We start from the raw sequence: 25,993 nt of genomic DNA, 5'->3' as shown, positions 1-25,993 counted from the left end.
ACGAGAGGGGGAATGTTTGTTGGAGCCGGTAGTGTTAATCTCAAGTCTGCATCCGACGCCCTTGCGGCGCGGTGCATCGTGTCCCCTTCGGGACCATCTTCTTCCGGGAGCCTCCCCAAACTGCCTGAGCAGCCTGCCTGAGCAGTTTTGAGCACGCTCCGGAACCGGCACGACACCCCGCGTTCTTCCCAGAGGGGGCAACTGGGGACTTCGGGTCGGAACCCCACGCACGTTTATCTCTCCGCCACATCCGGCGGACCACCGCCCCGGCACGGTTCTCCAACGGGAGCCGCCGGCACAGCACAACCGGTCGCCGAGCCAGACAGGCCGACGTCCGCTCCAGGGAAGGACCCTTCGTGAGCGACACCACCGATCTGATGGGCGTGACTGCCGACAAGACTGTCGGCACTGCGTCCGACGCAGGTGCTGCCACCGGCAGTGCCCCACGGCGCCGCCGCTCCGGCACCGGCCTGGACGGCATGGTCCTGGCCGAGCTGCAGCAGGTCGCGTCCGGCCTCGGGATCAAGGGCACCGCGCGGATGCGCAAGGGCCAGCTGATCGAGGTCATCAAGGAGACGCAGGCCGGCGGCTCCGCCCCGGCCAAGAGCGCCGACTCGGGCGACGCCGAGACCAAGCCGAAGCGCCGCGCCACTTCCAAGGCCCGGACGGCGGAAGCCGCTGCTCCGGAAGCCGCGGCTCCGGCCGAGGCGAAGGCCGAGAAGGCCGTCAAGCAGCAGCAGATCGACATTCCCGGTCAGCCTGCCAGCGACGACCAGCCCACCGGTGAGCGCCGCCGTCGCCGCGCCACCGCCGCGGCCGGCAGCCCCGAACAGGCCACCTCCGCAGGCGAGGTGACGGACCGCCAGAAGTCCGAGCCCAAGGGTGACGTCAAGACCGAGGCCAAGGCCGAGGTGCAGACCGACACCAAGACGGACACCAGGACCGAGCGGTCCGCAGAGGGCACGGAGAACGCCGAGGGCCGCCGTGACCGCGGTCAGCGCGGTGACCGTCAGGGCCGTGGCGAGCGCCAGGACCGCGGCGACCGGCAGAGCCGTCGCGACCGGGACCGCGACCGCGGTGGCAAGGGCGGCGACGACCAGGGCCGCCAGCAGCGCCAGGGCGGCGGCAACCAGGGCGGCCAGGGCAGCCAGGGCGGCAACAGCCAGGGCAACCAGGGCCGCGACCGCGACCGTGACAACGGGCCCCAGGACGACGACGACTTCGAGGGCGGCCGCCGCGGCCGTCGTGGCCGCTACCGCGACCGCCGTGGCCGTCGTGGCCGCGACGAGTTCGGCAGCGACGCCCCGCCGCAGGTCAACGACGACGACGTCCTGATCCCCGTCGCGGGCATCCTGGACATCCTGGACAACTACGCGTTCATCCGTACGTCCGGCTACCTGCCGGGCCCGAACGACGTGTACGTGTCGCTGGCCCAGGTCCGCAAGAACGGCCTGCGCAAGGGCGACCACACCACCGGTGCGGTCCGCCAGCCCAAGGACGGCGAGCGCCGCGAGAAGTTCAACGCCCTGGTGCGCCTGGACTCCGTCAACGGCATGGCGCCCGAGAGCGGCCGCGGCCGCCCCGAGTTCCAGAAGCTCACCCCGCTGTACCCGCAGGACCGGATGCGCCTGGAGACCGACCCGGGTGTGCTGACGACCCGGATCATCGACCTCGTCGCACCGATCGGCAAGGGCCAGCGAGGCCTGATCGTGGCCCCGCCGAAGACCGGCAAGACCATGATCATGCAGGCGATCGCCAACGCCATCACGATCAACAACCCCGAGTGCCACCTGATGGTCGTCCTGGTCGACGAGCGTCCGGAAGAGGTCACCGACATGCAGCGGTCGGTGAAGGGCGAGGTCATCTCCTCGACCTTCGACCGCCCCGCCGAGGACCACACCACGGTCGCCGAGCTCGCCATCGAGCGTGCCAAGCGCCTCGTGGAGCTGGGCCACGACGTCGTCGTGCTGCTCGACTCGATCACCCGCCTGGGCCGTGCGTACAACCTGGCGGCCCCGGCCTCCGGGCGCATCCTCTCCGGTGGTGTCGACTCGACCGCCCTCTACCCGCCGAAGCGCTTCTTCGGTGCGGCGCGCAACATCGAGGACGGCGGCTCGCTGACCATCCTGGCCACCGCGCTGGTCGACACCGGCTCGCGGATGGACGAGGTGATCTTCGAGGAGTTCAAGGGCACCGGCAACATGGAGCTCAAGCTCGACCGGAAGCTCTCGGACAAGCGGATCTTCCCGGCGGTGGACGTCGACGCGTCCTCCACCCGCAAGGAGGAGATCCTGCTCAACGCCGAGGAGCTGGCGATCGTCTGGAAGCTGCGCCGGGTGCTGCACGCGCTCGACTCGCAGCAGGCGATCGAGCTGCTGCTCGACAAGATGAAGCAGACGAAGTCGAACGCCGAGTTCCTGATGCAGATCGCCAAGACGACGCCGTCCGGCAACGGAAGCGGCAACGACTAGGCGCTCCGCTGGGTTTGAGCGGTTTTCGGTACGAGCCCGGGGGCGGGTCACGAGAGATCGTGACCCGCCCCCGGGCTCGCGTCGTTCCCGTGCGGGGCGGGTCGTGGTGGCGGTTCATGCCGGGGCAGGCCCCGGACCCCTGCACGGGCTGCGCCCGCGCGTCCTCAAACGCCGGACGGGCTGAGTGTCCGCCGGACGGGCTGTGGAATCCCGTGACGGAATCCCGTGACCCTTTCGAGATCTGCGCCACATCCATCACATTCGGTGATCATGGTCCCGCGCGTCGCTCGTGCTCGTAAAGCTGCAGCTCAGGGCAGATAAGAAGCGCTCTTAGAGGCGTCCGGCAGCATGCCGGACAAGCCCCGTCCCCGGCGGTCCGCACAGGAGGCCGTGCAACCCTTCTGGGTAATTCACCGTCTGACAAGTGACGACAAACCGTGCCTGATCCACCACGCCAGGGGGTACGCGGGTATCCACGAGGGACTGAGGAGCGCATGAGCGACACGGGCAGGAGCAGCGGCCGAATACGGGCCACCGGCAAACGCCGCAAGGGACCCACCAAGGGCCGCAGGACCGTCACCACGCTGGCCTGGGTGGCCGCGGGAGTGGTCCTGGTGGGCGGCGGCGGTCTCGGTTACGTGTACGTCAAGCTCGACGGCAACCTCAAGGGCGTCGACATCAACGGCGCCCTCGGCGCGAACCGCCCCGACGAGGTCGACAACGGCTCGCAGGACATCCTCGTCCTCGGCTCCGACTCCCGGCACGGCGACAACGAGAAGTACGGCACGGACGAGGGCGGGGCCCGCTCCGACACCGCGATGATCCTGCACGTGTACCCCGGCCACAAGAAGGCCAGCATCGTCTCGATCCCGCGCGACACCCTGATCACCCGCCCCGACTGCGTCTCGGACAAGGACGGCAGGACGCCGATCCCCACTGCCCGGCGCCAGATGTTCAACACGGCGTACGAGGTCGGCGGGCCCGCCTGCGCGGTGAAGACCGTGGAGCAGATGTCCGGCATCCGGATGGACCACTACGTCGAGGTCGACTTCACCGGCTTCAAGAAGCTCATCGACGAGCTCGGCGGCGTCCCGGTCACCACCAACGAGGCGATCAAGGACACCAAGAGCCACCTCGATCTCCCGCCCGGCACCCACCGGTTGAACGGCGAGCAGTCCCTCGGCCTCGTACGGACGCGAAAGAGCGTCGGCGACGGCAGCGACCTCGGCCGCATCCAGCTCCAGCAGGCGTTCATGAAGGCCCTCATCGGCCAGGTCAAGGACGTCGGCGTCTTCACCAACCCGAAGAAGCTGTACGGACTCGCCGACGCGGCCACCAAGGCCATCACCACCGACAGCGACCTGGCCTCCGTGAACAGCCTCATCTCCTTCGCCAACGGCCTCAAGGGGATCGGCGCCGAGGACATGAAGATGGTCACGCTGCCCGTCCAGTACGACCCCCAGGACCCGAACCGGGTCCTTCCGCTGGAGAAGCAGTCCCAGCAGCTCTGGCAGGCGCTCAAGGCGGAGCAGCCCATTCCGGCGTCCGTCACCGAGGGCTCGGCGGGCGACAAGGGCGACGCGGGCAAGATCGTCAAGAGCGGCTGAAACCCGCTGCCGGCCCCGGTCCGGAATACCTCGGGGCCCGTCCCCGTTGAGACGATTACCTTCGAATTTTGAAGCGCGGGCCAGCCCTGGCAGACTGGTCCGTCGGCCCCGGTTCACGTACCCGCAAATCCGCGGATGCGACCCGGCGCCCTCCCGAAACTCTAGGAGTCACCTTGAAGCGCGATGTTCACCCCGAGTACGTCGAGACCCAGGTCAGCTGCACCTGTGGCGCGTCGTTCACCACCCGTAGCACCCTGACCGCCGGCGCCATCCGCGCCGAGGTCTGCTCCGAGTGCCACCCGTTCTACACGGGCAAGCAGAAGATCCTCGACACCGGTGGCCGTGTGGCCCGCTTCGAGGCCCGCTTCGGCAAGGCTGCCGGCTCCGCCGCGAAGTAGCGAGTCATCGCGCCGGTCCTCGACCGCTCCGTACCGGGGCGGCGATGACCGGCGCTTTGTCGTGACGCACCGCACCTTCCTAAACTTAGCGAAACCAGGAGCCCGAGATGTTCGAGGCGGTCGAGGACCTGATCGGCGAGCACGCCGATCTTGAGAAGAAGCTGGCCGACCCGTCGGTCCACGCGGACCAGGCGAACGCGCGCAAGCTGAACAAGCGCTATGCCGAGCTGACCCCGATCATCCGGACGTACCTGTCCTGGAAGCAGACCGGTGACGACATCCAGACCGCCCGCGAGTTCATGGCGGACGACCCGGACTTCGCGGCCGAGGTCAAGGACCTGGAGAAGCAGCGCGAGGAGATCACCGAGAAGCTGCGGCTGCTCCTCGTCCCCCGGGACCCCAGTGACGACAAGGACGTCATCCTTGAGGTCAAGGCGGGCGCGGGCGGCGACGAGTCGGCCCTGTTCGCCGGCGACCTGCTGCGCATGTACCTGCGGTACGCGGAGCGCGTCGGCTGGAAGACCGAGATCATCGACGCCACCGAGTCCGAGCTGGGCGGCTACAAGGACGTCCAGGTCGCCGTGAAGACCAAGGGCGGCAACGGCGCGACCGAGCCCGGCCAGGGCGTCTGGGCCCGCCTCAAGTACGAGGGCGGCGTGCACCGCGTGCAGCGCGTGCCCTCCACCGAGTCGCAGGGCCGCATCCACACCTCCGCCGCCGGCGTGCTCGTCACGCCCGAGGCCGAAGAGGTCGACGTCGAGATCCACGCCAACGATCTCCGTATCGACGTGTACCGGTCCTCGGGCCCCGGCGGCCAGTCCGTCAACACCACCGACTCGGCGGTGCGCATCACGCACCTGCCGACCGGTGTCGTCGCCTCCTGCCAGAACGAGAAGAGCCAGCTCCAGAACAAGGAGCAGGCCATGCGCATCCTGCGCTCCCGGCTGCTCGCCGCCGCCCAGGAGGCCGCCGAGCGCGAAGCCTCGGACGTGCGTCGCAGCCAGGTGCGTACGGTCGACCGTTCCGAGAAGATCCGGACGTACAACTTCCCGGAAAACCGGATCTCCGACCACCGTGTGAACTTCAAGGCGTACAACTTGGACCAGGTGCTCGACGGTGACCTCGCCGCCGTCATCCAGGCCCTCGTCGACGCGGACTCCGCGGCGAAGCTCGCTGCCGCGCAGTAACAGTCCCTAGCTCAACCCCTGCAAGCCGGAGGATCCGGATGAATCTGCTGCTCGCCGAGGTGGCGCAGGCCACCCAGCGGCTGGCCGACGCCGGCGTGCCCTCACCGCGCTTCGACGCGGAGGAGCTCGCCTCGTTCGTGCACGGTGTCAAGCGGGGAGAGCTGCACCGGGTCCCCGACAGCGACTTCGACGCCCGCTACTGGGAGGCCATCGCCCGCCGCGAGGCGCGCGAACCGCTCCAGCACATCACCGGGCGCGCCTTCTTCCGCTACCTGGAGCTCCAGGTCGGGCCCGGCGTCTTCGTGCCCCGCCCGGAGACCGAGTCGGTCGTCAGCTGGGCCATAGACGCCGTGCGCGCCATGGACGTGGTCGAACCGCTGATCACCGACCTGTGCACCGGCTCGGGCGCCATCGCGCTCGCGCTGGCCCAGGAGGTGCCGCGCTCGCGCGTGCACGCCGTGGAGCTGGACGAGGGCGCCCTGAAGTGGACCCGGAAGAACGTCGCCGGGTCCCGCGTCGTCCTGCACCACGGGGACGCGCTCACCGCGCTCCCCGAGCTGGACGGCCAGGTCGACCTGGTGATCTCCAACCCGCCGTACATCCCGCTCACCGAGTGGGAGTACGTCGCTCCGGAGGCCCGCGACCACGACCCCGAGATGGCGCTGTTCTCCGGTGAGGACGGCCTCGACCTGATCCGCGGCATCGAGCGCACCGCGCACCGGCTGCTGCGGCCCGGCGGCGTCGTCGTCATCGAGCACGCCGACACCCAGGGCGGCCAGGTCCCGTGGATCTTCACAGAGGAGCGGGGCTGGGCGGACGCCGCCGACCACCCGGACCTCAACAACCGGCCGCGCTTCGCGACCGCCCGCAAGGCGATGCCGTGAGCAGCCTGATCTCGTACAGCCCGATGTTCCTGCCCGAGGGGGTCCGTTAAATGGCACGGCGATACGACTGCAACGACGCGACCGACCGCAAGACCGGTCTGCGCGAAGCCGCCTCGGCCGTCCGCCGCGGCGAGCTGGTCGTGCTGCCCACCGACACCGTGTACGGGATCGGCGCGGACGCGTTCAGCAGCGAGGCGGTCGCCGACCTCCTCGACGCCAAGGGCCGGGGCCGCAACATGCCCACCCCCGTGCTCATCGGCTCCCCGAACACCCTGCACGGCCTGGTCACCGACTTCTCGGAGCAGGCCTGGGAGCTCGTCGACGCGTTCTGGCCCGGCGGCCTCACCCTGGTCGCCAAGCACCAGCCGTCCCTCCAGTGGGACCTCGGCGACACCCGGGGCACCGTCGCCATCCGGATGCCGCTGCACCCGGTCGCCATCGAGCTGCTCACCGAGGTCGGCCCGATGGCCGTCTCCTCCGGCAACCTCACCGGACACCCGGCCCCCGAGGACTGCGACGCGGCCCTCGACATGCTGGGCGACTCCGTCTCGGTCTACCTGGACGGCGGCCCCACCCCCGGCAACCTGCCGTCCTCCATCGTCGACGTCACCGGCCAGGTGCCGGTGCTCCTGCGGGCCGGAGTGCTCAGCGCGGAGGAGCTCCGCAAGGTCGTACCCGATCTTGAGGTGGCGAGTTGACCGCCCTTGACGGGCGTGGCACAGCAGAAGGCATATCGGGGACCACCTTCCGTATCCTCCACGTCAGCACCGGCAACGTCTGCCGCTCGCCGATCACCGAGCGGCTGACCCGCCATGCCCTGGAGGACCGCCTCGGCGATCCCTCCTTCGGCGGCCTGATCGTGGAGAGCGCCGGCACCTGGGGGCACGAGGGCGCCCCCATGGAGGCCAACGCCGCCGCCGTCCTCGCCGACTTCGGCGCCGACGCCTCCGGTTTCACCGGCCGCGAACTGCTCGACGAGCACGTCATCCGCGCCGACCTCGTCCTCACCGCGACCCGCGACCACCGCGCCCAGGTCATCTCCATGGGCCACTCCGCGGGCCTGCGCACCTTCACCCTGAAGGAGTTCAACCGCCTCGTACGGGCCATAGACCCGCTCACCCTCCCTGACCCTCTTGAGGACGGCGTGGTCGAACGCGCCCGCGCCCTGGTCCGTGCGGCTGCGGCGCTGCGCGGCTGGCTGCTGGCCCCCAGTGAGGAGGCCGACGAGGTGTACGACCCGTACGGTGCTCCGATCACCTTCTTCCGCTCGATCGGCGAGGAGATCAACGCGGCACTGGATCCGGTGGTGACGGCTCTGACGGGGGCCCCGCCCAAGCACTGACCCCCGGCCGACGTGGGGCCGGCGGACGGAGTCCGGCGCAGCGGCCCGAAGCCCGGGAGGCCCCTCGGGCCGAACGGTGCGAGGGGCGCGTGCGGGAGGGGACCCGGTGGTGACGGCGTTGACGGGGCCCCGCCCAAGCACTGACCCCCGGCTCCGACGGGGTCCCGCCCAAGCACTGAGCGGTACGTACGCCGGGCAGGGTCGGCGGGGCGGGCCTACATTGGGGGACACGTCGACGTCCCCTCCCCGCCCGGAGCCAGAGATGCCCGCCATCACTGCACCCGCACCCGTACCAGCGCCGGCCCCCGTCCACCCGGGCGCGGACTTCGACGCGCTCGCCCGGCAGGACCCGGAGATCGCCGGGCTCGTACGGGACGAGACACGTCGGCAGGCGGACGGGCTCCAGCTGATCGCCGCCGAGAACTTCACCTCGACGGCCGTCCTGGCCGCGCTCGGCTCGTCGCTGGCGAACAAGTACGCGGAGGGGTATCCGGGCGCCCGGCACCACGGCGGCTGCGAGCTCGTCGACGGAGCCGAGCGGATCGCGATCGACCGGGCGAAGGGCCTGTTCGGCGCCGCGCACGCGAACGTACAGCCGCACTCCGGGTCGGCCGCGGTGCTCGCGGCGTACGCGGCGCTGCTGCAGCCGGGGGACACCCTGCTGGCCATGGGGCTGCCGTCCGGCGGGCACCTCACGCACGGCTCGCCCGCGAACTTCTCGGGGCGCTGGTTCGACGTGGTGGGGTACGGCGTCGACGCCGAGAGCGGGCTCATCGACTACGACCAGGTGCACGCCCTGGCGCGAACGCACCGGCCCCGGGCGATCGTCGTCGGCTCGATCTCGTACCCGCGCCACCCCGACTACGCGGCCTTCCGGGCGATCGCGGACGACGTCGGCGCCTATCTGGTGGCGGACGCGGCGCACCCGATCGGTCTGGTCGCCGGGGGAGCGGCGCCCAATCCCGTTCCGTACGCCGACGTGGTCTGCGCGACCACGCACAAGGTGCTGCGCGGGCCGCGCGGCGGGATGCTGCTGTGCGGCGAGGAGCTGGCGGAGCGGATCGACCGGGCGGTGTTCCCGTTCACCCAGGGCGGCGCTCAGATGCACACGATCGCGGCGAAGGCGGTGGCCTTCGGTGAGGCGGCGCGGCCGGCCTTCACCACGTACGCCCATCAGGTGGTTTCCAACGCGCGCGTACTGGCGGAAGGGCTGGCCGCGGAGGGCTTCGCCGTCACGACGGGCGGCACGGACACCCATCTGATCACCGTCGACCCGGCACCGCTGGGGATGGACGGACGGGAGGCGCGGGCGCTGCTCGCGGCGGCGGGCGTGGTGCTGGACACCTGCGCCCTCCCCCGCGGCGGAGCCGCAGAATGTCACAGCGGAGAAGGTCGCGGGCTGCGGCTGGGCACGGCCGCGGTGACCACCCAGGGCATGGGGGAGGCGGAGATGGCGCGCATCGTCGCGGTGTTCGCGCTGGCGCTGAGGGGAGAGCGGAATGCGCCCACGGAGGTACGGGAGCTGGCCCGGAGGTTTCCCCCTTACGCGGGATGAATCCGCGTCGCGGAACCAGCCACGGGCACCCGTGTGTCTTCAACCCCGCGGCCGCGAAGCTAGGGTGTGGGGCTGAGATGGTCAGCGACAACTGTGGGGCAGCCCGTGCGTGAATATCTGTTGACGCTCTGCGTCACGGCCGCGGTGACGTATCTGCTGACGGGCCCGGTGCGGAAGTTCGCCATCGCGGCCGGAGCGATGCCGGAGATCCGCGCCCGTGACGTCCACCGGGAGCCGACACCGCGGCTCGGCGGGATCGCCATGTTCGGCGGTCTGTGCGCGGGCCTGCTGGTGGCGGACCACCTGGCGAGCCTCAACGGCGTCTTCGAGCTCTCCAACGAGCCGCGCGCACTGCTCTCCGGAGCGGCCGTGATCTGGCTGATCGGCGTCCTTGACGACAAGTTCGAGATCGACGCGCTGATCAAGCTGGGCGGCCAGTTCATCGCCGCCGGAGTCATGGTCATGCAGGGCCTCACCGTCCTGTACCTGCCGATCCCCGGTGTCGGCTCGGTCTCCCTGACCGACTGGCAGGGCAACCTGCTGACCGTCGCCCTGGTCGTCATCACCATCAATGCGGTGAACTTCGTGGACGGCCTGGACGGGCTCGCGGCCGGAATGGTCTGCATCGCCACGGCCGCGTTCTTCCTGTACGCGTACCGCATGTGGTTCCGGTACGGGATCGAGGAGGCGGCCCCCGCGACGCTGTTCGCGGCGATCCTGATGGGCATGTGCCTGGGCTTCCTGCCGCACAACATGCATCCGGCCCGCATCTTCATGGGCGACTCCGGCTCGATGCTCATCGGTCTGGTCCTCGCAGCCGGGGCGATCTCGATCACCGGGCAGGTCGACCCGGACGCGCTCAAGCTCTTCGTCGGCGGCGAGCGCAACGCCACCCACGCGATGCTGCCGGTCTTCATTCCGCTGCTGCTGCCGCTGACGATCATCGCGATCCCGTTCGCGGACCTGATCCTGGCGATCGTGCGGCGCACCTGGCAGGGCAAGTCGCCGTTCGCCGCCGACCGTGGGCATCTGCACCACCGGCTGCTGGAGATCGGGCACTCGCACAGCAGGGCGGTGCTGATCATGTACTTCTGGTCGGCGCTGATCGCGTTCGGCATGGTGGCCTACTCGGTGGCCAAGGAGAGCATGTGGTTCGTGCTGCTCATCGTCGCGCTGAGCGCGCTGGGTCTCCTCCTGCTGCTGCTGCCGCGCTTCACACCGCGTGCCCCGCGCTGGATGGAGGCGTTCGTTCCGCCCCGCTACAGGCGTCGGCGGACCCAGGTGGTGGCCTCCTCCAGGGCGGCCTCCGCGGACGGGCGGACGGCCCGTGAAGCGGGGGACGAAAGCGACGAAGGAGACCGCGACCCGGTCCCGGCCGGCGTCAACGGGGCGACAGCGGTGGGCCCCCGTTCGCGTTTCAACTGACATACCCGCGTTGACGATTGCCTCACGGCATCCCATTACCAGACAAAGCGATGACGTTCACTGCACACACGGGCGGACTCACTCTCATGTGTGACAGCAACCACACTTTTCGGGTAAAGACTGCATCAAATAGTTTGTGATACGGTTCACGAGACCCGGCGACAGAGCCGCAGGACCGCGGTGCGACGGTCCGGCGGCCCGAGGACCCTTCTCGATCCGGGCTTACGCTCGTCCATGACGACACCCACTGCCCCCACCAAGCAAAGCGGAGCTGCCGCCATGCCGTCCAACGACGTCCGGACACTCCTCCGAACCGCTGTACCTTCCGCTGCCGTCGGCGTCCTCGCCGTCGGGATCAGCGCGGTGGTCGGCGGCGGCGAGGCAGCGCTCGGAGCACTCGTGGGCACGGCGGTCGCGATCGTCTTCATGGGGGGTGGGCTGGTGGCACTCCAGCGCACCGCGAAGCGGCTGCCGCAGCTCTTCCAGGCCATGGGGCTCCTGCTCTATGTGCTCCAACTGCTGCTGCTGTTCGTCTTCCTGGCAGTGTTCAAGGGAACAGAGCTGTTCGACTTCAAGGCGTTCGGCTTCACGCTGCTCGCCGTCACCCTCGTGTGGATCGCCGCCCAGGCGCGCGCCTACATGAAGGCCAAGATTCTTTATGTCGACGACTCGTCCGCAGGGGCCGACAAGTCCCAGAAGACCGGGTCGTCGTCGTGAAGGGTAGGGCCGGGATAAATGGCCGTTCGAGATCCTGCTATCGTCCGGTGCCAACTGCGGCACTGCGGGCGCGGGCATCAGAGCTGACGCCTGTCCCAGCGCGAGGCTCGATGCCGAACCGCCCCGCCCAGCTTTCCAAGACCACCAGTCCAGTGCCGACCCGCGGCTTCCTGCCGCGCCGACACAACGAGGTTGCCGTACCTATGCGCCACGCTGAAGGAGCCCGCGGTGAGTGCTGACACAACGCTTGCCTTTGATGCGAGCTGCCACATTTTCTCCGGATGCGGGTTCCCGGCTCCGGGCCTCCACACCTTCCTGTACAAGCCGATGTTCGAGGTGGCGGGCTTCGAGTTCACGAAGCCGATGCTGCTCGCACTTCTCAGCTCGCTTGTGATCGTCGCCTTCTTCTGGGCGGCCTTCAACAAGCCGAAGCTGGTGCCCGGCAAGGTCCAGATGATCGGTGAGGCCGGGTACGACTTCGTACGCCGCGGCATCGTGTACGAGATCATCGGCAAGAAGGACGGCGAGAAGTACGTCCCGCTGATGGTGTCGCTGTTCTTCTTCGTATGGATCATGAACGTCTGGTCCATCGTTCCGCTCGCCCAGTTCCCGGTCCCGTCGCTGATCGCCTTCCCGGCCGGTCTCGCACTGATCGTGTACGTGCTCTGGGTCTCGCTGACCTTCAAGAAGCACGGCTGGACCGGCGCCTGGAAGAACATCACCGGCTACGACAAGTCGCTCGGCTGGGTCCTGCCGCTCGTCGTCGTCATCGAGTTCTTCTCGAACCTGGTCATCCGGCCCTTCACTCACGCGGTGCGACTGTTCGCGAACATGTTCGCCGGCCACCTGCTGATCGTGATGTTCACGCTGGCCTCCTGGTACCTGATGAACGGGATCGGTATCGCCTACGGCACCGTCTCCTTCGTCATGGTCCTGGTGATGACGGTCTTCGAGCTGTTCATCCAGGCCGTCCAGGCGTACGTCTTCGTGCTCCTGGCCTCCAGCTACATCCAGGGCGCGCTCGCCAAGAGCCACTGATTCAGCCCTGCTGAGTCGGCCCGCCCCCCGAACCAACAGACGTCCGGTGGCCAACCCCCATCGGTCCGTGAAAGAGAAGGAAGTAACGGCATGTCCGCTGCTCTCGAGCTTGTCAACCTCGCTGCCGGTGCCAAGGAGAACGTCGTCGGCAACGTCGCCTCCATCGGCTACGGCCTCGCCGCGATCGGCCCCGGCGTCGGCGTCGGCATCATCTTCGGTAACGGCACCCAGGCCCTCGCGCGTCAGCCCGAGGCCGCCGGCCTGATCCGCACCAACCAGATCATGGGCTTCGCCTTCTGTGAGGCTCTCGCCCTCATCGGCATCGTCATGGGCTTCGTCTACCAGTAAGCCCGGACCGACAGCCAACTACCTTTCACGGAAGGCACTGATGTGAACGCTCTGTTCCTTGCGGCGGCTGAGGAGCCTCAGAATCCTCTGGTCCCGCATCCTGACGAGCTGGTCATCGGTCTGATCGCCTTCGTCATCGTCTTCGGCTTCCTCGCCAAGAAGCTCCTCCCGAACATCAACAAGGTTCTGGAAGAGCGCCGCGAGGCCATCGAAGGCGGTATCGAGAAGGCCGATGAGGCCCGGATCGAAGCCGAGAGCGTCCTGGAGCAGTACAAGGCCCAGCTCGCCGAGGCCCGCCACGAGGCCGCGCGCCTGCGTCAGGAGGCGCTGGAGCAGGGCACTGCGCTCAAGGAAGACCTGCGCGCAGAGGGCCAGCGGCAGCGTGAGGAAATCATCGCTGCCGGGCATGCCCAGATCGAGGCCGACCGCAAGCAGGCCGCACTGTCGCTGCGCCAGGACGTCGGCAAGCTCGCCACCGATCTGGCCGGCAAGCTCGTCGGCGAGTCCCTTGAGGACTCCGCCCGCCAGAGCCGCACCATCGACCGTTTCCTCAACGAGCTTGAGGAGAAGGCCGAGGCGGCCCGATGAACGGCGCGAGCCGCGAGGCACTGGGCAACGCCCGGGACAGCCTCGACGCGCTGACGGACACCAGCTCCGTCGACGCGGCGAAGCTGGCCGGCGACCTGTCCGCCGTCACCGCGCTGCTCCACCGTGAGGTCTCGCTGCGCCGGGTCCTGACCGACCCGTCGCAGGCCGGTGAGGCCAAGGCCGAGCTGGCCGGACGCCTGCTCACCGGTCAGGTGGACGGCCCCGCCGTCGACCTGGTCAAGGGCATGGTCAGGTCCCGCTGGTCGCAGTCCCGCGACCTGGTCGACACGCTGGAGGAGCTGGCGAACACCGCCGACTTCACCGCAGCGCAGCAGGCCGGGACGCTCGACAACGTCGAGGACGAACTGTTCCGCTTCGGCCGGATCGTTTCGTCCGACACGGGTCTGCGCTCCGCGCTCACGAACAAGTCGGCCTCCGTCGCCGCCAAGAGCGAGCTGCTCCGCAGCCTGCTCGGCGGCAAGGCCGAGGCGGTCACCGAGCGTCTGGTTGTACGCCTTGTGACGCAGCCTCGTGGACGTAGCCTGGAAGCGGGACTCGACTCCCTCTCCAAGCTCGCCGCGGAGCGCCGCAGCCGGATGGTCGCGGAGGTCACCTCCGCGGTGCCGCTGACCGACCAGCAGAAGCAGCGCCTCGGCGCGGCCCTGGCGAAGATCTACGGCCGCGAGATGCACCTGAACCTCGACGTGGACCCCGCGGTCCTCGGTGGGATCCAGGTCCGCGTCGGCGACGAGTTCATCAACGGGACCATTTCGGAGCGCCTCGACGAGGCGACCCGACGGATGGCCGGCTGACGCCACCCACGCATTACGTACGCAGCACCACGCATTGCCAGCGGCCCGGTTGGGCCGCAGAGGATTCCTGGGGGCCGACCCCAGACCCCTAGAAAACTTCGGGCCCAACAAGGAGAGCAGGGAACCCAGATGGCGGAGCTCACGATCCGGCCGGAGGAGATCCGGGACGCACTGGAGAACTTCGTCCAGTCGTACCAGCCGGACGCGGCCTCGCGCGAGGAGGTCGGAACTGTCAGCGTTGCCGGCGACGGCATCGCGAAGGTCGAGGGTCTTCCCTCGGCCATGGCGAACGAGCTGCTGAAGTTCGAGGACGGAACCCTCGGTCTCGCCCTCAACCTCGAAGAGCGCGAGATCGGTGCGATCGTCCTCGGCGAGTTCAGCGGAATCGAGGAGGGCCAGCCGGTGCAGCGCACCGGTGAGGTGCTCTCCGTCGGCGTCGGCGAGGGCTACCTCGGCCGCGTCGTCGACCCGCTCGGCAACCCGATCGACGGCCTCGGCGAGATCGAGACCGAGGGCCGCCGCGCCCTGGAGCTGCAGGCTCCGGGCGTCATGGTCCGCAAGTCCGTGCACGAGCCCATGCAGACCGGCTACAAGGCCGTCGACGCGATGGTGCCGGTCGGCCGCGGTCAGCGTCAGCTGATCATCGGTGACCGCCAGACCGGCAAGACCGCGCTGGCCGTCGACACGATCATCAACCAGCGTGACAACTGGCGCTCGGGCGACGTGAACAAGCAGGTGCGCTGCATCTACGTCGCCATCGGTCAGAAGGGCTCCACCATCGCCTCCGTGCGTGGTGCGCTCCAGGAGGCCGGCGCGCTCGAGTACACGACGATCGTCGCCGCCCCCGCGTCCGACCCGGCCGGCTTCAAGTACCTGGCGCCGTACACCGGTTCGGCCATCGGCCAGCACTGGATGTACGCCGGCAAGCACGTCCTGATCATCTTCGACGACCTGTCGAAGCAGGCCGACGCCTACCGCGCCGTGTCGCTGCTGCTGCGCCGTCCGCCGGGCCGTGAGGCCTACCCGGGCGACGTCTTCTACTTGCACTCGCGTCTCCTTGAGCGTTGCGCGAAGCTGTCGGACGACATGGGCGCCGGTTCGATGACGGGTCTGCCGATCGTCGAGACCAAGGCGAACGACGTGTCGGCGTTCATTCCGACCAACGTCATCTCCATCACCGACGGCCAGTGCTTCCTGGAGTCCGACCTGTTCAACGCGGGCCAGCGCCCGGCGCTGAACGTCGGTATCTCGGTCTCCCGCGTCGGTGGCTCCGCCCAGCACAAGGCCATGAAGCAGGTTTCCGGCCGACTCCGCGTGGACCTCGCCCAGTACCGCGAGCTGGAGGCGTTCGCCGCCTTCGGTTCCGACCTGGACGCGGCCTCCAAGGCGTCGCTGGAGCGCGGTAAGCGCATGGTCGAGCTGCTGAAGCAGGGCCAGTACCAGCCGATGCCGGTCGAGGAGCAGGTCGTCTCCGTCTGGGCCGGTACCACCGGCAAGATGGACGACGTTCCGGTCGAGGACATCCGCCGCTTCGAGAACGAGCTGCTGGACTACCTGCGCCGCGAGCGCAAGGAGCTCCTCACCTCGATCGCCGACGGCGGCAAGATGTCGGACGACACGCTCCAGTCCGTCGCCGAGGCCATTGCCACGTTCAAGGGGCGCTTCGAGACCTCGGACGGCAAGTCCCTGGGCGAGGACGTCTCCGTCAACGTCTCCAAGTGACGACGGAAGGGACCTGACTCATGGGAGCCCAGCTCCGGGTCTACAAGCGTCGCATCCGATCCGTCACCGCGACCAAGAAGATCACCAAGGCGATGGAGATGATCGCCGCCTCTCGCATCGTCAAGGCTCAGCGCCAGGTGGCGGCCTCCATGCCGTACGCCAGTGAACTGAACCGCGCGGTGACGGCGGTGGCGACCGGATCCAACACCAAGCACCCGCTGACGACCGAGGCCGAGGCCCCGACCCGGGCCGCGATCCTGCTCATCACGAGCGACCGCGGTCTGGCCGGCGGCTACTCCTCCAACGCCCTCAAGGCGGCGGAGAAGCTCACCGAGCGGCTTCGCGGCGAGGGCAAGGAGGTCGACACGTACATCGTCGGCCGCAAGGGTGTCGCCTACTACGCGTTCCGCGAGCGCAAGGTCGCGGACTCGTGGACGGGCTTCACCGACAGCCCCACCTACGCGGACGCCAAGCGTGTCGCGGGACCGATCATCGAGGCCGTCACGACGGAGACGGCCGAGGGCGGTGTCGACGAACTGCACATCGTCTTCACCGAGTTCGTGTCGATGATGACGCAGAACCCGGTGGAGAACCGGATGCTGCCGCTCAGCCTCGACAAGGTGCAGAAGGAAGAGGGCACGAAGGACGAGATCCTTCCGCTCTTCGACTTCGAGCCGTCGGCGGAGGACGTCCTCGACGCCCTGCTGCCGCGATACGTCGAAAGCCGTATCTACAACGCACTGCTTCAGTCCGCTGCTTCCGAGCACGCTGCCCGTCGTCGTGCGATGAAGTCGGCGACCGACAACGCCGGGGAGCTCATCAAGAGCCTCTCCCGGCTTGCCAACGCGGCCCGCCAGGCCGAAATCACCCAGGAAATCAGCGAGATCGTCGGTGGCTCCAGCGCCCTCGCCGACGCGAACGCGGGGAGTGACAAGTAATGACGACCACTGTGGAGACGGCCGCCGCCACGGGCCGTGTTGCCCGTGTCATCGGCCCTGTCGTCGACGTGGAGTTCCCCGTCGACGCCATGCCGGAGATCTACAACGCCCTCAAGGTCGAGGTCGCAGACCCGGCCGAGAACGGCAAGCTCAAGACGCTGACCCTGGAAGTCGCCCTGCACCTGGGTGACGGCCTGGTCCGTGCGATCTCGATGCAGCCGACCGACGGTCTGGTCCGCCAGGCCCCGGTGACCGACACCGGCGAGGGCATCACCGTCCCCGTCGGCGAGATCACCAAGGGCAAGGTGTTCAACACCCTCGGCGAGATCCTGAACAAGCCGGAGGCCAACGCCGAGGTGACCGAGCGGTGGCCCATCCACCGCAAGGCCCCGTCGTTCGACCAGCTTGAGTCGAAGACCGAGATGTTCGAGACCGGCGTCAAGGTCATCGACCTTCTCACCCCGTACGTCAAGGGTGGAAAGATCGGTCTGTTCGGTGGTGCCGGTGTCGGCAAGACCGTGCTGATCCAGGAAATGATCTACCGCGTGGCCAACAACCACGACGGTGTGTCGGTGTTCGCCGGTGTCGGTGAGCGCACCCGTGAGGGCAACGACCTCATCGAGGAAATGGCCGAGTCCGGCGTCATCGACAAGACGGCGCTTGTGTTCGGTCAGATGGACGAGCCGCCGGGCACGCGTCTTCGCGTCGCGCTCTCGGGTCTGACCATGGCGGAGTACTTCCGCGATGTGCAGAAGCAGGACGTGCTCTTCTTCATCGACAACATCTTCCGCTACACGCAGGCGGGTTCCGAGGTCTCCACGCTCCTCGGCCGCATGCCGTCCGCGGTGGGTTACCAGCCGAACCTGGCCGACGAGATGGGTCTCCTCCAGGAGCGCATCACGTCGACGCGTGGTCACTCGATCACCTCGATGCAGGCGATCTACGTCCCCGCGGACGACCTGACCGACCCGGCGCCGGCCACCACCTTCGCCCACCTGGACGCGACGACCGTGCTGTCGCGCCCGATCTCGGAGAAGGGCATCTACCCCGCGGTGGACCCGCTCGACTCCACGTCGCGCATCCTGGACCCCCGCTACATCGCGGCGGACCACTACGCGGCCGCCATGCGTGTCAAGGGGATCCTGCAGAAGTACAAGGACCTCCAGGACATCATCGCGATCCTCGGTATCGACGAGCTGGGCGAGGAGGACAAGCTCGTTGTCCACCGTGCCCGTCGCGTCGAGCGCTTCCTGTCGCAGAACACCCACGTCGCCAAGCAGTTCACCGGCGTGGACGGTTCGGACGTTCCGCTCGACGAGTCGATCACCGCGTTCAACGCGATCTGCGACGGGGACTACGACCACTTCCCCGAGCAGGCGTTCTTCATGTGCGGTGGCATTGAGGACCTCAAGGCCAACGCCAAGGAGCTCGGCGTCAGCTGACGCGGGTTCCCCAGCAGTTCCGTACGTGTGAGAGGGGCGGGCCGGCCCCGCCCCTCTCCCGTACACCCCCTAGACTTTGACCCAACACCCGGCAGTACTGCCGGGTGGTGACCCGAGGAGCCACCCTTGGCTGCTGAGCTGCACGTCGAGCTGGTCGCTGCGGACCGTAACGTCTGGTCCGGCGAGGCCACCCTGGTCGTCGCGCGCACCACGTCCGGCGACATCGGCGTCATGCCCGGTCACCAGCCGCTTCTGGGTGTGCTGGAATCGGGCCCGGTGACCATCCGTACGAGCGAGGGCGGCACCGTCGTCGCCGCCGTGCACGGCGGTTTCATCTCGTTCGCCGACAACAAGCTGTCGCTGCTCGCGGAGATCGCCGAGCTGGCCGACGAGATCGACACCGCGCGTGCGGAGCGGGCGCTGGAAGCCGCGAAGGCGGCGGACGACTCCGCGGCCGAGCGTCGCGCCGACGTCCGTCTGCGTGCGGTGGCGGGGCACTGAGTCCCGCCTCACGACGCGTGAATTAACCTCAGCCGCGGCTCGTACTGGATACTTCCAGGACGGGTCGCGGCTGAGGCGATGCGGATGACGGTTCTGGTTTTTCCGGCGGTAATGGATGAGGCGAGGAGGTCGTAGGAGATGATCCTCGCTCTGCTTGTGTGCGGCTCTGTCGTCCTGCTGGTGCTGGTGGGACTCTTCGTCTTCGGACTGCGCAGGAGACTGATCCAGCGCTCCGGCGGCACCTTCGACTGTTCGCTGCGCTGGGACACCACCGAGGAGCTGGACACGTCCGGCAAGGGGTGGGTGTACGGCGTGGCCCGCTACAGCGGCGACCGGATTGCCTGGTTCCGGGTCTTCTCGTACTCGCCGAAGCCGCGCCGCGTCCTGGAGCGCTCGGCCATCGAGGTCGTCACGCGCCGCCCGCCCGAGGGCGAGGAAGAGCTGGCGCTGCTGTCCGATGCGCACATCCTCGGCTGTGTCCACCGCGGTACGCGCCTTGAGCTGGCGATGAGCGAGGACGCGCTGACCGGATTCCTGGCGTGGCTGGAGGCGGCGCCTCCCGGGCAACGAGTCAATGTGGCTTAAATAGTCTTTCTCGTTGGTAGGGGGTACCCCCGGACGAAGTCTGGGGGAGGGTCAATGTGGCGTAGTACCGCCGCGGACGTGTGAAAGCCGGGGGAGACGGGGGCGGACCCGTCTCCCCCGGCTTTTCCCATGGGGGGCGTGCGAGGGGGGGGTTACTTCAGACCGGAGTCGATCGCCGAGACCAGCTCGCCGTTGGCGGTGTCACCGCTGAACTCCCAGAAGAAGGCGCCTCCCAGACCCTGCGACTTCGACCAGGCCATCTTGGAGTTGATCGTCGCCGGGGTGTCGTAGCTCCACCAGTTGGTGCCGCAGTGGGCGTAGGCGGTGCCGGCGACGGTGCCGTTCGAGGGGCAGCTGTTCTTGAGGACCTTGTAGTCCTCGATGCCCTGCTCGTACGTTCCGGCTGCCGGGCCCGTGGCGGTGCCGCCCGGCTCCTTCTGGGTGACGCCGGTCCAGCCGCGGCCGTAGAAGCCGATGCCGAGCAGCAGCTTCTTGGCGGGTACGCCCTTGGCCTTCAGCTTGGCGATGGCGTCGGCGGAGTTGAAGCCCGCCTGCGGGATGCCCGGGTAGGAGGTGAGCGGGGAGTGCGGGGCCGTCGGGCCCTTCGCCGCCCAGGCGCCGAAGAAGTCGTACGTCATCACGTTGTACCAGTCGAAGGACTTGGCGGCGGTCGCGTAGTCCGCCAGGTCGATCTTGCCGCCGTCCGAGGCGTCGGCGGTGATGGCGGCGGTGACCAGGTTGTTCGCACCGAACTTGGTGCGGAGCGCGGAGGACAGGTTGCCCAGCGCGGCGGGACCGCTGGTGTCGCAGGTCAGGCCGCAGGCGTTCGGGTACTCCCAGTCGATGTCGATGCCGTCGAAGACGTCGGCCCAACGGGGGTCCTCGACCAGCTTGTAACAGGAGTCGGCGAACGCTGCCGGGTTCTGGGCCGCCTGGCCGAAGCCGCCGGACCAGGTCCAGCCGCCGAAGGACCAGATGACCTTGATGTTCGGGTACTTGGCCTTCAGCTTGCGGAGCTGGTTGAAGTTGCCGCGCAGCGGCTGGTCCCAGGTGTCGGCGACGCCGTCGACGGACTGGTCGGCGGTGTACGCCTTGTCGTAGTCGGCGAAGGCGTCACCGATGGTGCACTTGCCGCCCTGGACGTTGCCGAAGGCGTAGTTGATGTGGGTGACCTTGGCGGCCGAGCCGGACGTCACGAGGTTCTTGACGTGGTAATTGCGGCCGTAGACGCCCCAGTTGGTGAAGTAGCCCAGCTTGACCTGGTCGCCGGGGCCCGGGTCGGTGCCGCCGCCGGTGGTCTTGACCGCGACGGACGCGCTGGCCGGACCTGTCTGGTCGGCGGTGTCGCGGGCCTGGATCGCGTACGAGTAACTGGTGCCCTTGGTCAGGGCGTTGTCGGTGTACGTGAGGCCGGTGACGGTGGCGACCTTGGCTCCGTCGCGCAGGACGTCGTAGTTCTTGATGCCCTTGTCGTCGGTGGCCGCGGTCCAGGTCAGCTTGGCCGAGGTGTCGGTGATGCCGCTCGCGACCGGGGTGCCGGGGGCGCTGGGGGCGGCGTCGCCGGGCTGTGAACCTCCGTCGCAGGAGCCTCCGTTGAGCTTGCAGCCGGACGGGTTGCCGGAGCCGGTGCCGTTGAACCCGAAGGTGACGGAGGCGCCGGGGGCAAGGTTGCCGTTCCAGGAGAGGTTCTTGGCCGTGACGTGGTTGCCGGCGGTGGTGAGCGTGGCGTCCCAGGCGGAGCCCGCCTTGGTGCCGGTGGGGAAGTCCCACTCCACGGTCCAGGAGCTCATGGCGGTGGTGCCGGTGTTCTTGACGGTCCACGAGCCTTCGAAGCCCGTGCCCCAGTCCGACTTCTTCGTGTACGTCGCCGTCGCGGCGGGGGCTGCCTGGGCGGGTGAGGCCAGGCCGACCATCGCGGCGAGGGGAAGGGCGAGTGCGGTGAGTGTTGCGGCGATGCGTGTTCTGTAGCGCGGTCTTTGGGGGGTTGATGTACTCAAGGGATGCTCCCGAGAAGGTCCGACATGACGGGGGTGGGACCTGCGCCGCCTGGTGAGCACGCCCGTGAGGGGGAGGCAATGCCGGCGTGCTCACCACTGCAGTGCGGTGAGCGTGCCAAGGTCTGGACCAATCGTCAAGAGGTCTGGACCAGAGAAGGGAATTGGCCATCGGATCCGTTCGGGCGTATCGGTTCAGATCCCCAATTCCTGTGCCAGCACGGCTGCTTGGACCCTGCTGCGCAGCCCGAGCTTGCCCAGGAGACGGCTCACATGTGTCTTGACGGTGGCCTCCGCCATGTCGAGCCTGACCGCGATCTCCGCGTTGGAGAGCCCCTCGCCGAGCCGGGCCAGCACCTCGCGCTCACGGCGGGTCAGCGGGTCCAGTACGGACAGGTCGGGCGCGTCCTCGCGGCGCACGGCCGAGGGTGCGGCGAACTCGGCGATCAGCCGACGGGTCACGGCGGGTGAGATCAGCCCCTCGCCGCGCGCCACGGTCCGCACCGCCTCCAGCAGGTCCTTGGCCTCGGTGTTCTTGAGGAGGAAGCCCGACGCGCCCGCGCGCAGGGCCCCGAAGACGTACTCGTCGAGGTCGAAGGTGGTCAGTACGAGGACGTCGGCGAGCCGTTCGGCGACGACCTGCTTCGTCGCCGACACCCCGTCGAGCTTCGGCATCTGGATGTCCATGAGCACGAGGTCGGGGCGCAGCTCGCGGGCGAGGCGGACCGCCTCCTCGCCGTCCGAGGCCTCGCCGACGACCTCGATGTCGGGGGCGCTGCCGAGGATGAGGACGAGACCGGCCCGTACCGCCGACTGGTCCTCGGCGACCAGTACCCGGATGGTCGCGCTCGTTCTCGTACTCACGTGGGAAGCTCCTCGTTCTCGTTCTCGGCGGGCAGCAGGGCCCGTACGTGCCAGATCTTGGTGTCGTCGTCGAGGGTGGCGGGGCCCGCCTCCAGCTCGCCGTCCAGCAGGGTGACCCGCTCCTGCATGCCCACGAGACCGGCTCCGGAGCCGGGGGCCCGCGGCCCCGGGCGCTCGCCGCCGAACGGGCTGGTCACCGACACGGTCAGGGTGCTGTCCGTGTACGAGAGGGAGACGGCGACGGGGCCGGGGGAGGCGTGCTTGAGCGCGTTGGTCAGGGACTCCTGGACGATCCGGTACGCGGCCAGCTCGACCGGTGTCGGCAGCCCGAGGCCCGGCGGGCGGCCGTCGTCGAGCGCGAAGGTCAGACCGCTGTCGGCGCCGAAGGTGGCGGACTGGGCGAGCAGGGCGTCGAGGCCGTCGAGGGTGGGGGCCGCGGCGGGCTGTCCGTCGCCGTCGCCCGCCCGCAACAGGCCGATCAGACGGCGCATTTCGGCCAGGCCCTGCACGCTGTTCTCGCGGATGACGGCGAGCGCGCGGGAGGAGGTCTCGGGGGTGTCGATGGAGAGCGCGGCGGTGGAGTGGATCGCGATCGCCGAGAGGTGGTTGGCCACCATGTCGTGCAACTCCCTCGCCATCCTGGCCCGTTCGGCGAGGACGGCCTGGGTGCGGTCCACCTCGGCGAGCAGCGCGGTCTGTTCGGCGCGCAGCCGGGCGGCGACGGCGGCCTCGCGGTGGTTGCGGAGGATGGAACCGGTGAGGGCGGGGGCGAAGGAGACCAGTCCGGTGACCATGCCGAGCACCAGTGCGCCCGGCTCGCGGTACCAGGCGAGGAAGCCGATGGTGGCCACCAGGGTGACCAGCCCGGTGGTGACAGGGATGCGGCGGGCCGCCTGGGGGGTGCCGTAGACCACGGCCGCGTACACGAGGTCCGCGAACATGACGATGGTGGCGAGGTTGCCCTGGGTGAACTGGTCCGCGATCACGCCGAGCACACCGACGGCGAGGGCGAACTGGGGGGCGGTCCTGCGCACCAGCTCCAGGGCGGCCAGGACACCGAGCGGTACGAGGGTCACCCAGCCGGGGAGGCCCAGGGCGTTGCCCTGGTTGTGCACGCCGACGAACCACAGCAGCAGCCCGGCGGACAGGCTGATCACCGAGAGGAGCACGTCGTCCCGGTGCGGCTGGAAGAGCGGGTGGCGGAAGTGGGGCACGTACTCCATCCAACACGGCCCGCGGCCCGGCGGCCTCCGCGCGCGGGCGGAAACCGGACTGCATCCTTCGGTGTAGTGCGGCTTCGCCCTTGACGACGATGTTCGGGAGCAGGGGACGGGTGACGATGGAGAGGTGCCCGGGGTGTGCTTACGGCCGGGCGTGCCTACGGGGGAAACGGGAGGAGTCGCGTCGTGATCGTCGCACTGGTCATCGCTTGTGAAGTCGCTTTCTGGGTGCTGCTGTTGGTGGGTCTCTCACTGAGGTACCTGGCGAAGATGCCCCGGCTCGGGGCGGCGGTGCTGCTGTGCGAGCCGCTGCTGGAGGTCGTGCTTCTCGTGGTCACCGCGATCGACCTGAAGAACGGGGCGGTGCCGGACCTGCGGCACGGGATCGCGGCGGTCTACATCGGGTTCACGGTGGCGCTGGGGCACCGGACGATCCGGTGGGTCGACGCACGGTTCGCGCACCGGTTCGCGGGCGGGCCGCCGCCGGTGAAGCCGCCGAAGTACGGGAAGGCGCGGGCGGTGCACGAGTGGCAGTCGGCGGCGCGGTGGATCCTGGCGTGCGCGATCGCGGCGGGGCTGCTGCAGGGGGCGGTCTGGTACGTGGGGGACGCGGGGGACGTGTCGACCCTGCGGGACTGGCAGTTCAAGATGGCGGTGGTGGCGGGGATCAATCTGGTGATTGCGGGGAGCTACACGCTGTTCCCGAAGGCGGGTCCGGTGGAGCCGGTGGAGCGGGAGCTTACGAAGCGGTGAGGTGGGGCGGTGGCGAGCGCGGGCGGTCGGGGGAGGGGCGTGCCGCGGTGGGGGCCGCCCCCTTGCCCACCCTTCCCCAAGCTCTTAAGGAGCAGGGGAGACCCCACTGCCCCCGGGGGGCGGCCCCGCTGCCCAAGGAGACGGCGGTATTTAGGGGCGCGGGGAACTGCGCGATCAGCCACGACGCACCCGCACGATGCCCACCCGCCCCCCCCGGGACGTCCCACTCACCCGCAAGGCCTACCTCTCGCCCCCCGGCACCCACAGCACGTCGCCGACGGCCTTGTTCGCCGTGCGGGCCAGGATGAAGAGCAGGTCGGAGAGGCGGTTCAGGTACGTCGCCGTCAGCGGGTTCATCGACTCGCCGTGCACCTCGAACGCCGCCCACGTGGAGCGCTCCGCACGGCGGACCACCGTGCACGCCTGGTGCAGGAGCGCCGCCCCCGGCGTCCCCGCCGGGAGGATGAAGGAGCGGAGCTTCTCCAGCTCCTCCAGATAGGCGTCGCAGTCCGCCTCCAGCTTGTCGATGTACGACTGCTCCACCCGCAGCGGCGGGTACTTCGGGTCCTCGACGACCGGCGTGGAAAGGTCCGCGCCCACGTCGAAGAGGTCGTTCTGGATGCGGGTGAGGACCTTGACCACCTCCGCGTCCAGGTTGCCGAGGGCGATCGCCGTGCCGATCACCGCGTTCGCCTCGTTGGCGTCCGCGTACGCCGAGATCCGCAGATCCGTCTTGGCGGTGCGGCTCATGTCGCCCAGCGCGGTGCTGCCCTTGTCGCCGGTACGGGTGTAGATGCGCGTCAGATTGACCATGCCCAGAGCGTACGAGAAAGAAGTGCCTACGCCCCGGCCCGGCGGAAGACCCTCGTCCCCGCCGCCACCGACAGCAGGGTGAACGCCACCGCCACCAGTACCCCGTACAGCATCGTGCTGTTCAGGTACTCCCCGACGTAGGCCGACCGCACCGCGTCCACCAGGTAGCGGAACGGCATGAAGTGCGACAGCACGTCCAGCCAGGTCGGCGCCAGCGCCATCGGCAGCATCAGCCCGGACAGCAGGATCGCCGGCATCGAGACGGCGTTGACGACCGGGCCGAACCCCTGCGGCGTGGAGACCTTCATCGCCAGGGTGTACGAGAGCGCCGCCAGCGCGATCGTGAGCACGCCGACGAAGGCGAAGCCGATCAGGATGCCTACGACCGGCGCGCGCAGGCCCATCAGGAAGGCCGCGGCCACCAGCAGGACGGCCTGGAAGACGAAGAGGACGGCGTCCCGCAGCACCCGGCCCAGGAGCAGTGCGAGACGGCTGGCGGGCGTGACCCGCATCCGGTCCACCACCCCCGTCCCCTTGTCGATGATGAGCGCGAATCCGGCGAACGAGGCGCCGAACAGGCCGAGTTGGAGCAGCAGTCCCGGCACCAGGACCTGCCAGGAGTCGCCCTTGGACGCGAGCGGCAGGCCGGTCAGCAGCGGGCCGAAGAAGAGCAGGTAGAGCAGCGGCATCAGGACGCCGAAGAAGATCTGGAACTTCGAGCGCAGGGTCTGCCGGATGTACCGGCCGAAGACGATCGAGGTGTCGGAGAGCAGAGCAGACATGAGGATC

25 protein-coding genes are annotated in these 25,993 nt (G+C 68.9%); 20 read left to right on the top strand and 5 right to left on the bottom strand.

The window, feature by feature from the left end:
- Positions 1-356: 356 nt before the first annotated feature.
- The 19 genes from rho (at position 357) to ACH4SP_RS35795 (ending at position 19,560) form a co-directional block, all read left to right on the top strand.
- Positions 357-2,471, top strand: coding sequence for a transcription termination factor Rho (gene rho, locus ACH4SP_RS35885; RefSeq protein ID WP_398421452.1), 2,115 nt, complete (start codon positions 357-359; stop codon positions 2,469-2,471).
- A 494-nt stretch (positions 2,472-2,965) separates the two neighbouring features.
- Positions 2,966-4,078, top strand: a complete 1,113-nt coding sequence (locus ACH4SP_RS35880) for an LCP family protein (RefSeq protein WP_398421450.1) — start codon at positions 2,966-2,968, stop codon at positions 4,076-4,078.
- Between the two features lie 173 nt (positions 4,079-4,251).
- Positions 4,252-4,476, top strand: coding sequence for a 50S ribosomal protein L31 (rpmE, locus tag ACH4SP_RS35875; protein WP_398421448.1), 225 nt, complete (start codon positions 4,252-4,254; stop codon positions 4,474-4,476).
- Between the two features lie 107 nt (positions 4,477-4,583).
- Positions 4,584-5,663, top strand: a complete 1,080-nt coding sequence (prfA, locus tag ACH4SP_RS35870) for a peptide chain release factor 1 (protein WP_398421446.1) — start codon at positions 4,584-4,586, stop codon at positions 5,661-5,663.
- A 38-nt stretch (positions 5,664-5,701) separates the two neighbouring features.
- The gene (gene prmC, locus ACH4SP_RS35865; protein WP_398421444.1) at positions 5,702-6,547 is read left to right on the top strand and encodes a peptide chain release factor N(5)-glutamine methyltransferase; all 846 of its coding nucleotides are present in this window, start codon (positions 5,702-5,704) and stop codon (positions 6,545-6,547) included.
- Positions 6,548-6,597: 50 nt separating this feature from the next.
- A complete protein-coding gene (locus ACH4SP_RS35860) occupies positions 6,598-7,245 on the top strand; it encodes an L-threonylcarbamoyladenylate synthase (protein WP_398421442.1) in 648 nt (215 codons plus the stop codon).
- Positions 7,242-7,889 carry a protein-tyrosine-phosphatase gene (locus ACH4SP_RS35855; RefSeq protein ID WP_398421440.1) on the top strand — a complete coding sequence of 216 codons (648 nt, stop codon included), beginning with the start codon at positions 7,242-7,244 and terminating at the stop codon, positions 7,887-7,889. Before ACH4SP_RS35860 ends, ACH4SP_RS35855 begins: the two co-directional genes overlap by 4 nt.
- Positions 7,890-8,151: 262 nt before the next feature.
- Positions 8,152-9,444 (top strand): serine hydroxymethyltransferase, encoded by a 1,293-nt coding sequence (glyA, locus tag ACH4SP_RS35850; RefSeq protein WP_398421438.1) that lies wholly within the window; start codon positions 8,152-8,154, stop codon positions 9,442-9,444.
- 105 nt (positions 9,445-9,549) lie between these two features.
- Positions 9,550-10,869, top strand: coding sequence for an MraY family glycosyltransferase (locus ACH4SP_RS35845; protein WP_398421436.1), 1,320 nt, complete (start codon positions 9,550-9,552; stop codon positions 10,867-10,869).
- A gap of 279 nt (positions 10,870-11,148) precedes the next feature.
- Positions 11,149-11,586, top strand: coding sequence for a hypothetical protein (locus ACH4SP_RS35840; RefSeq protein ID WP_398421703.1), 438 nt, complete (start codon positions 11,149-11,151; stop codon positions 11,584-11,586).
- Positions 11,587-11,814: 228 nt separating this feature from the next.
- A complete protein-coding gene (atpB, locus tag ACH4SP_RS35835; RefSeq protein WP_398421434.1) occupies positions 11,815-12,624 on the top strand; it encodes a F0F1 ATP synthase subunit A in 810 nt (269 codons plus the stop codon).
- A gap of 90 nt (positions 12,625-12,714) precedes the next feature.
- Positions 12,715-12,972, top strand: a complete 258-nt coding sequence (gene atpE, locus ACH4SP_RS35830) for an ATP synthase F0 subunit C (protein ID WP_189826685.1) — start codon at positions 12,715-12,717, stop codon at positions 12,970-12,972.
- Positions 12,973-13,014: 42 nt separating this feature from the next.
- Positions 13,015-13,560, top strand: a complete 546-nt coding sequence (locus tag ACH4SP_RS35825; RefSeq protein ID WP_398421432.1) for a F0F1 ATP synthase subunit B — start codon at positions 13,015-13,017, stop codon at positions 13,558-13,560.
- Complete coding sequence (locus tag ACH4SP_RS35820) at positions 13,557-14,372, top strand: F0F1 ATP synthase subunit delta (protein WP_398421431.1); 816 nt, start codon at positions 13,557-13,559, stop codon at positions 14,370-14,372. The genes ACH4SP_RS35825 and ACH4SP_RS35820 overlap by 4 nt, the downstream gene beginning before the upstream one ends.
- A gap of 129 nt (positions 14,373-14,501) precedes the next feature.
- Positions 14,502-16,094, top strand: a complete 1,593-nt coding sequence (gene atpA, locus ACH4SP_RS35815; RefSeq protein ID WP_398421429.1) for a F0F1 ATP synthase subunit alpha — start codon at positions 14,502-14,504, stop codon at positions 16,092-16,094.
- Between the two features lie 20 nt (positions 16,095-16,114).
- The gene (locus ACH4SP_RS35810; RefSeq protein WP_398421427.1) at positions 16,115-17,032 is read left to right on the top strand and encodes a F0F1 ATP synthase subunit gamma; all 918 of its coding nucleotides are present in this window, start codon (positions 16,115-16,117) and stop codon (positions 17,030-17,032) included.
- Entirely contained in the window at positions 17,032-18,474 is a 1,443-nt protein-coding gene (gene atpD, locus ACH4SP_RS35805) for a F0F1 ATP synthase subunit beta (RefSeq protein ID WP_398421425.1), read from the top strand. Before ACH4SP_RS35810 ends, atpD begins: the two co-directional genes overlap by 1 nt.
- Before the next feature lie 126 nt (positions 18,475-18,600).
- On the top strand, positions 18,601-18,975 hold the full coding sequence (locus ACH4SP_RS35800; protein WP_345228397.1) for a F0F1 ATP synthase subunit epsilon: 375 nt from the start codon (positions 18,601-18,603) through the stop codon (positions 18,973-18,975).
- Between the two features lie 138 nt (positions 18,976-19,113).
- A complete protein-coding gene (locus ACH4SP_RS35795; RefSeq protein ID WP_398421423.1) occupies positions 19,114-19,560 on the top strand; it encodes a DUF2550 domain-containing protein in 447 nt (148 codons plus the stop codon).
- Between the two features lie 152 nt (positions 19,561-19,712).
- Here ACH4SP_RS35795 and ACH4SP_RS35790 read toward each other — a convergent pair whose 3' ends face one another.
- The 3 genes from ACH4SP_RS35790 to ACH4SP_RS35780 all read right to left on the bottom strand — a co-directional run bounded on the left by ACH4SP_RS35790 (position 19,713) and on the right by ACH4SP_RS35780 (position 23,641).
- Entirely contained in the window at positions 19,713-21,557 is a 1,845-nt protein-coding gene (locus ACH4SP_RS35790; protein WP_398421422.1) for a glycosyl hydrolase family 18 protein, read from the bottom strand.
- A gap of 192 nt (positions 21,558-21,749) precedes the next feature.
- A complete protein-coding gene (locus ACH4SP_RS35785) occupies positions 21,750-22,418 on the bottom strand; it encodes a response regulator (protein WP_398421420.1) in 669 nt (222 codons plus the stop codon).
- Positions 22,415-23,641 (bottom strand): sensor histidine kinase, encoded by a 1,227-nt coding sequence (locus tag ACH4SP_RS35780; protein ID WP_398421418.1) that lies wholly within the window; start codon positions 23,639-23,641, stop codon positions 22,415-22,417. The genes ACH4SP_RS35785 and ACH4SP_RS35780 overlap by 4 nt, the downstream gene beginning before the upstream one ends.
- Before the next feature lie 183 nt (positions 23,642-23,824).
- Between ACH4SP_RS35780 and ACH4SP_RS35775 the strand changes: the two genes are divergently transcribed.
- Positions 23,825-24,391 (top strand): hypothetical protein, encoded by a 567-nt coding sequence (locus ACH4SP_RS35775; protein WP_398421416.1) that lies wholly within the window; start codon positions 23,825-23,827, stop codon positions 24,389-24,391.
- Between the two features lie 240 nt (positions 24,392-24,631).
- Here the strand turns inward: ACH4SP_RS35775 and ACH4SP_RS35770 are convergent, their stop codons facing one another.
- Together ACH4SP_RS35770 and ACH4SP_RS35765 are read right to left on the bottom strand one after the other, a co-directional pair.
- Positions 24,632-25,204, bottom strand: a complete 573-nt coding sequence (locus ACH4SP_RS35770; RefSeq protein ID WP_398421414.1) for a cob(I)yrinic acid a,c-diamide adenosyltransferase — start codon at positions 25,202-25,204, stop codon at positions 24,632-24,634.
- A 26-nt stretch (positions 25,205-25,230) separates the two neighbouring features.
- Entirely contained in the window at positions 25,231-25,986 is a 756-nt protein-coding gene (locus ACH4SP_RS35765; protein ID WP_398421412.1) for an ABC transporter permease, read from the bottom strand.
- Between the last annotated feature and the right edge of the window lie 7 nt (positions 25,987-25,993).

It is taken from the genome of Streptomyces sp. NPDC021093 (assembly GCF_044333135.1).
In the GTDB taxonomy this organism is placed as follows: domain Bacteria; phylum Actinomycetota; class Actinomycetes; order Streptomycetales; family Streptomycetaceae; genus Streptomyces.
This window is presented reverse-complemented; position numbering and strand designations above follow the sequence as displayed.

Coding starts and splice junctions, on each gene's coding strand:
- ACH4SP_RS35820 (WP_398421431.1), top strand. CDS start 13,557: ATGAACGGCGCGAGCCGCGAGGCACTGGGCAACGCCCGGGACAGCCTC.
- ACH4SP_RS35880 (WP_398421450.1), top strand. CDS start 2,966: ATGAGCGACACGGGCAGGAGCAGCGGCCGAATACGGGCCACCGGCAAA.
- atpE (WP_189826685.1), top strand. CDS start 12,715: ATGTCCGCTGCTCTCGAGCTTGTCAACCTCGCTGCCGGTGCCAAGGAG.
- ACH4SP_RS35780 (WP_398421418.1), bottom strand. CDS start 23,641: ATGGAGTACGTGCCCCACTTCCGCCACCCGCTCTTCCAGCCGCACCGG.
- ACH4SP_RS35840 (WP_398421703.1), top strand. CDS start 11,149: ATGCCGTCCAACGACGTCCGGACACTCCTCCGAACCGCTGTACCTTCC.
- ACH4SP_RS35795 (WP_398421423.1), top strand. CDS start 19,114: ATGATCCTCGCTCTGCTTGTGTGCGGCTCTGTCGTCCTGCTGGTGCTG.
- atpD (WP_398421425.1), top strand. CDS start 17,032: ATGACGACCACTGTGGAGACGGCCGCCGCCACGGGCCGTGTTGCCCGT.
- ACH4SP_RS35770 (WP_398421414.1), bottom strand. CDS start 25,204: ATGGTCAATCTGACGCGCATCTACACCCGTACCGGCGACAAGGGCAGC.
- ACH4SP_RS35810 (WP_398421427.1), top strand. CDS start 16,115: ATGGGAGCCCAGCTCCGGGTCTACAAGCGTCGCATCCGATCCGTCACC.
- glyA (WP_398421438.1), top strand. CDS start 8,152: ATGCCCGCCATCACTGCACCCGCACCCGTACCAGCGCCGGCCCCCGTC.
- prfA (WP_398421446.1), top strand. CDS start 4,584: ATGTTCGAGGCGGTCGAGGACCTGATCGGCGAGCACGCCGATCTTGAG.
- ACH4SP_RS35860 (WP_398421442.1), top strand. CDS start 6,598: ATGGCACGGCGATACGACTGCAACGACGCGACCGACCGCAAGACCGGT.
- atpA (WP_398421429.1), top strand. CDS start 14,502: ATGGCGGAGCTCACGATCCGGCCGGAGGAGATCCGGGACGCACTGGAG.
- ACH4SP_RS35765 (WP_398421412.1), bottom strand. CDS start 25,986: ATGTCTGCTCTGCTCTCCGACACCTCGATCGTCTTCGGCCGGTACATC.
- prmC (WP_398421444.1), top strand. CDS start 5,702: ATGAATCTGCTGCTCGCCGAGGTGGCGCAGGCCACCCAGCGGCTGGCC.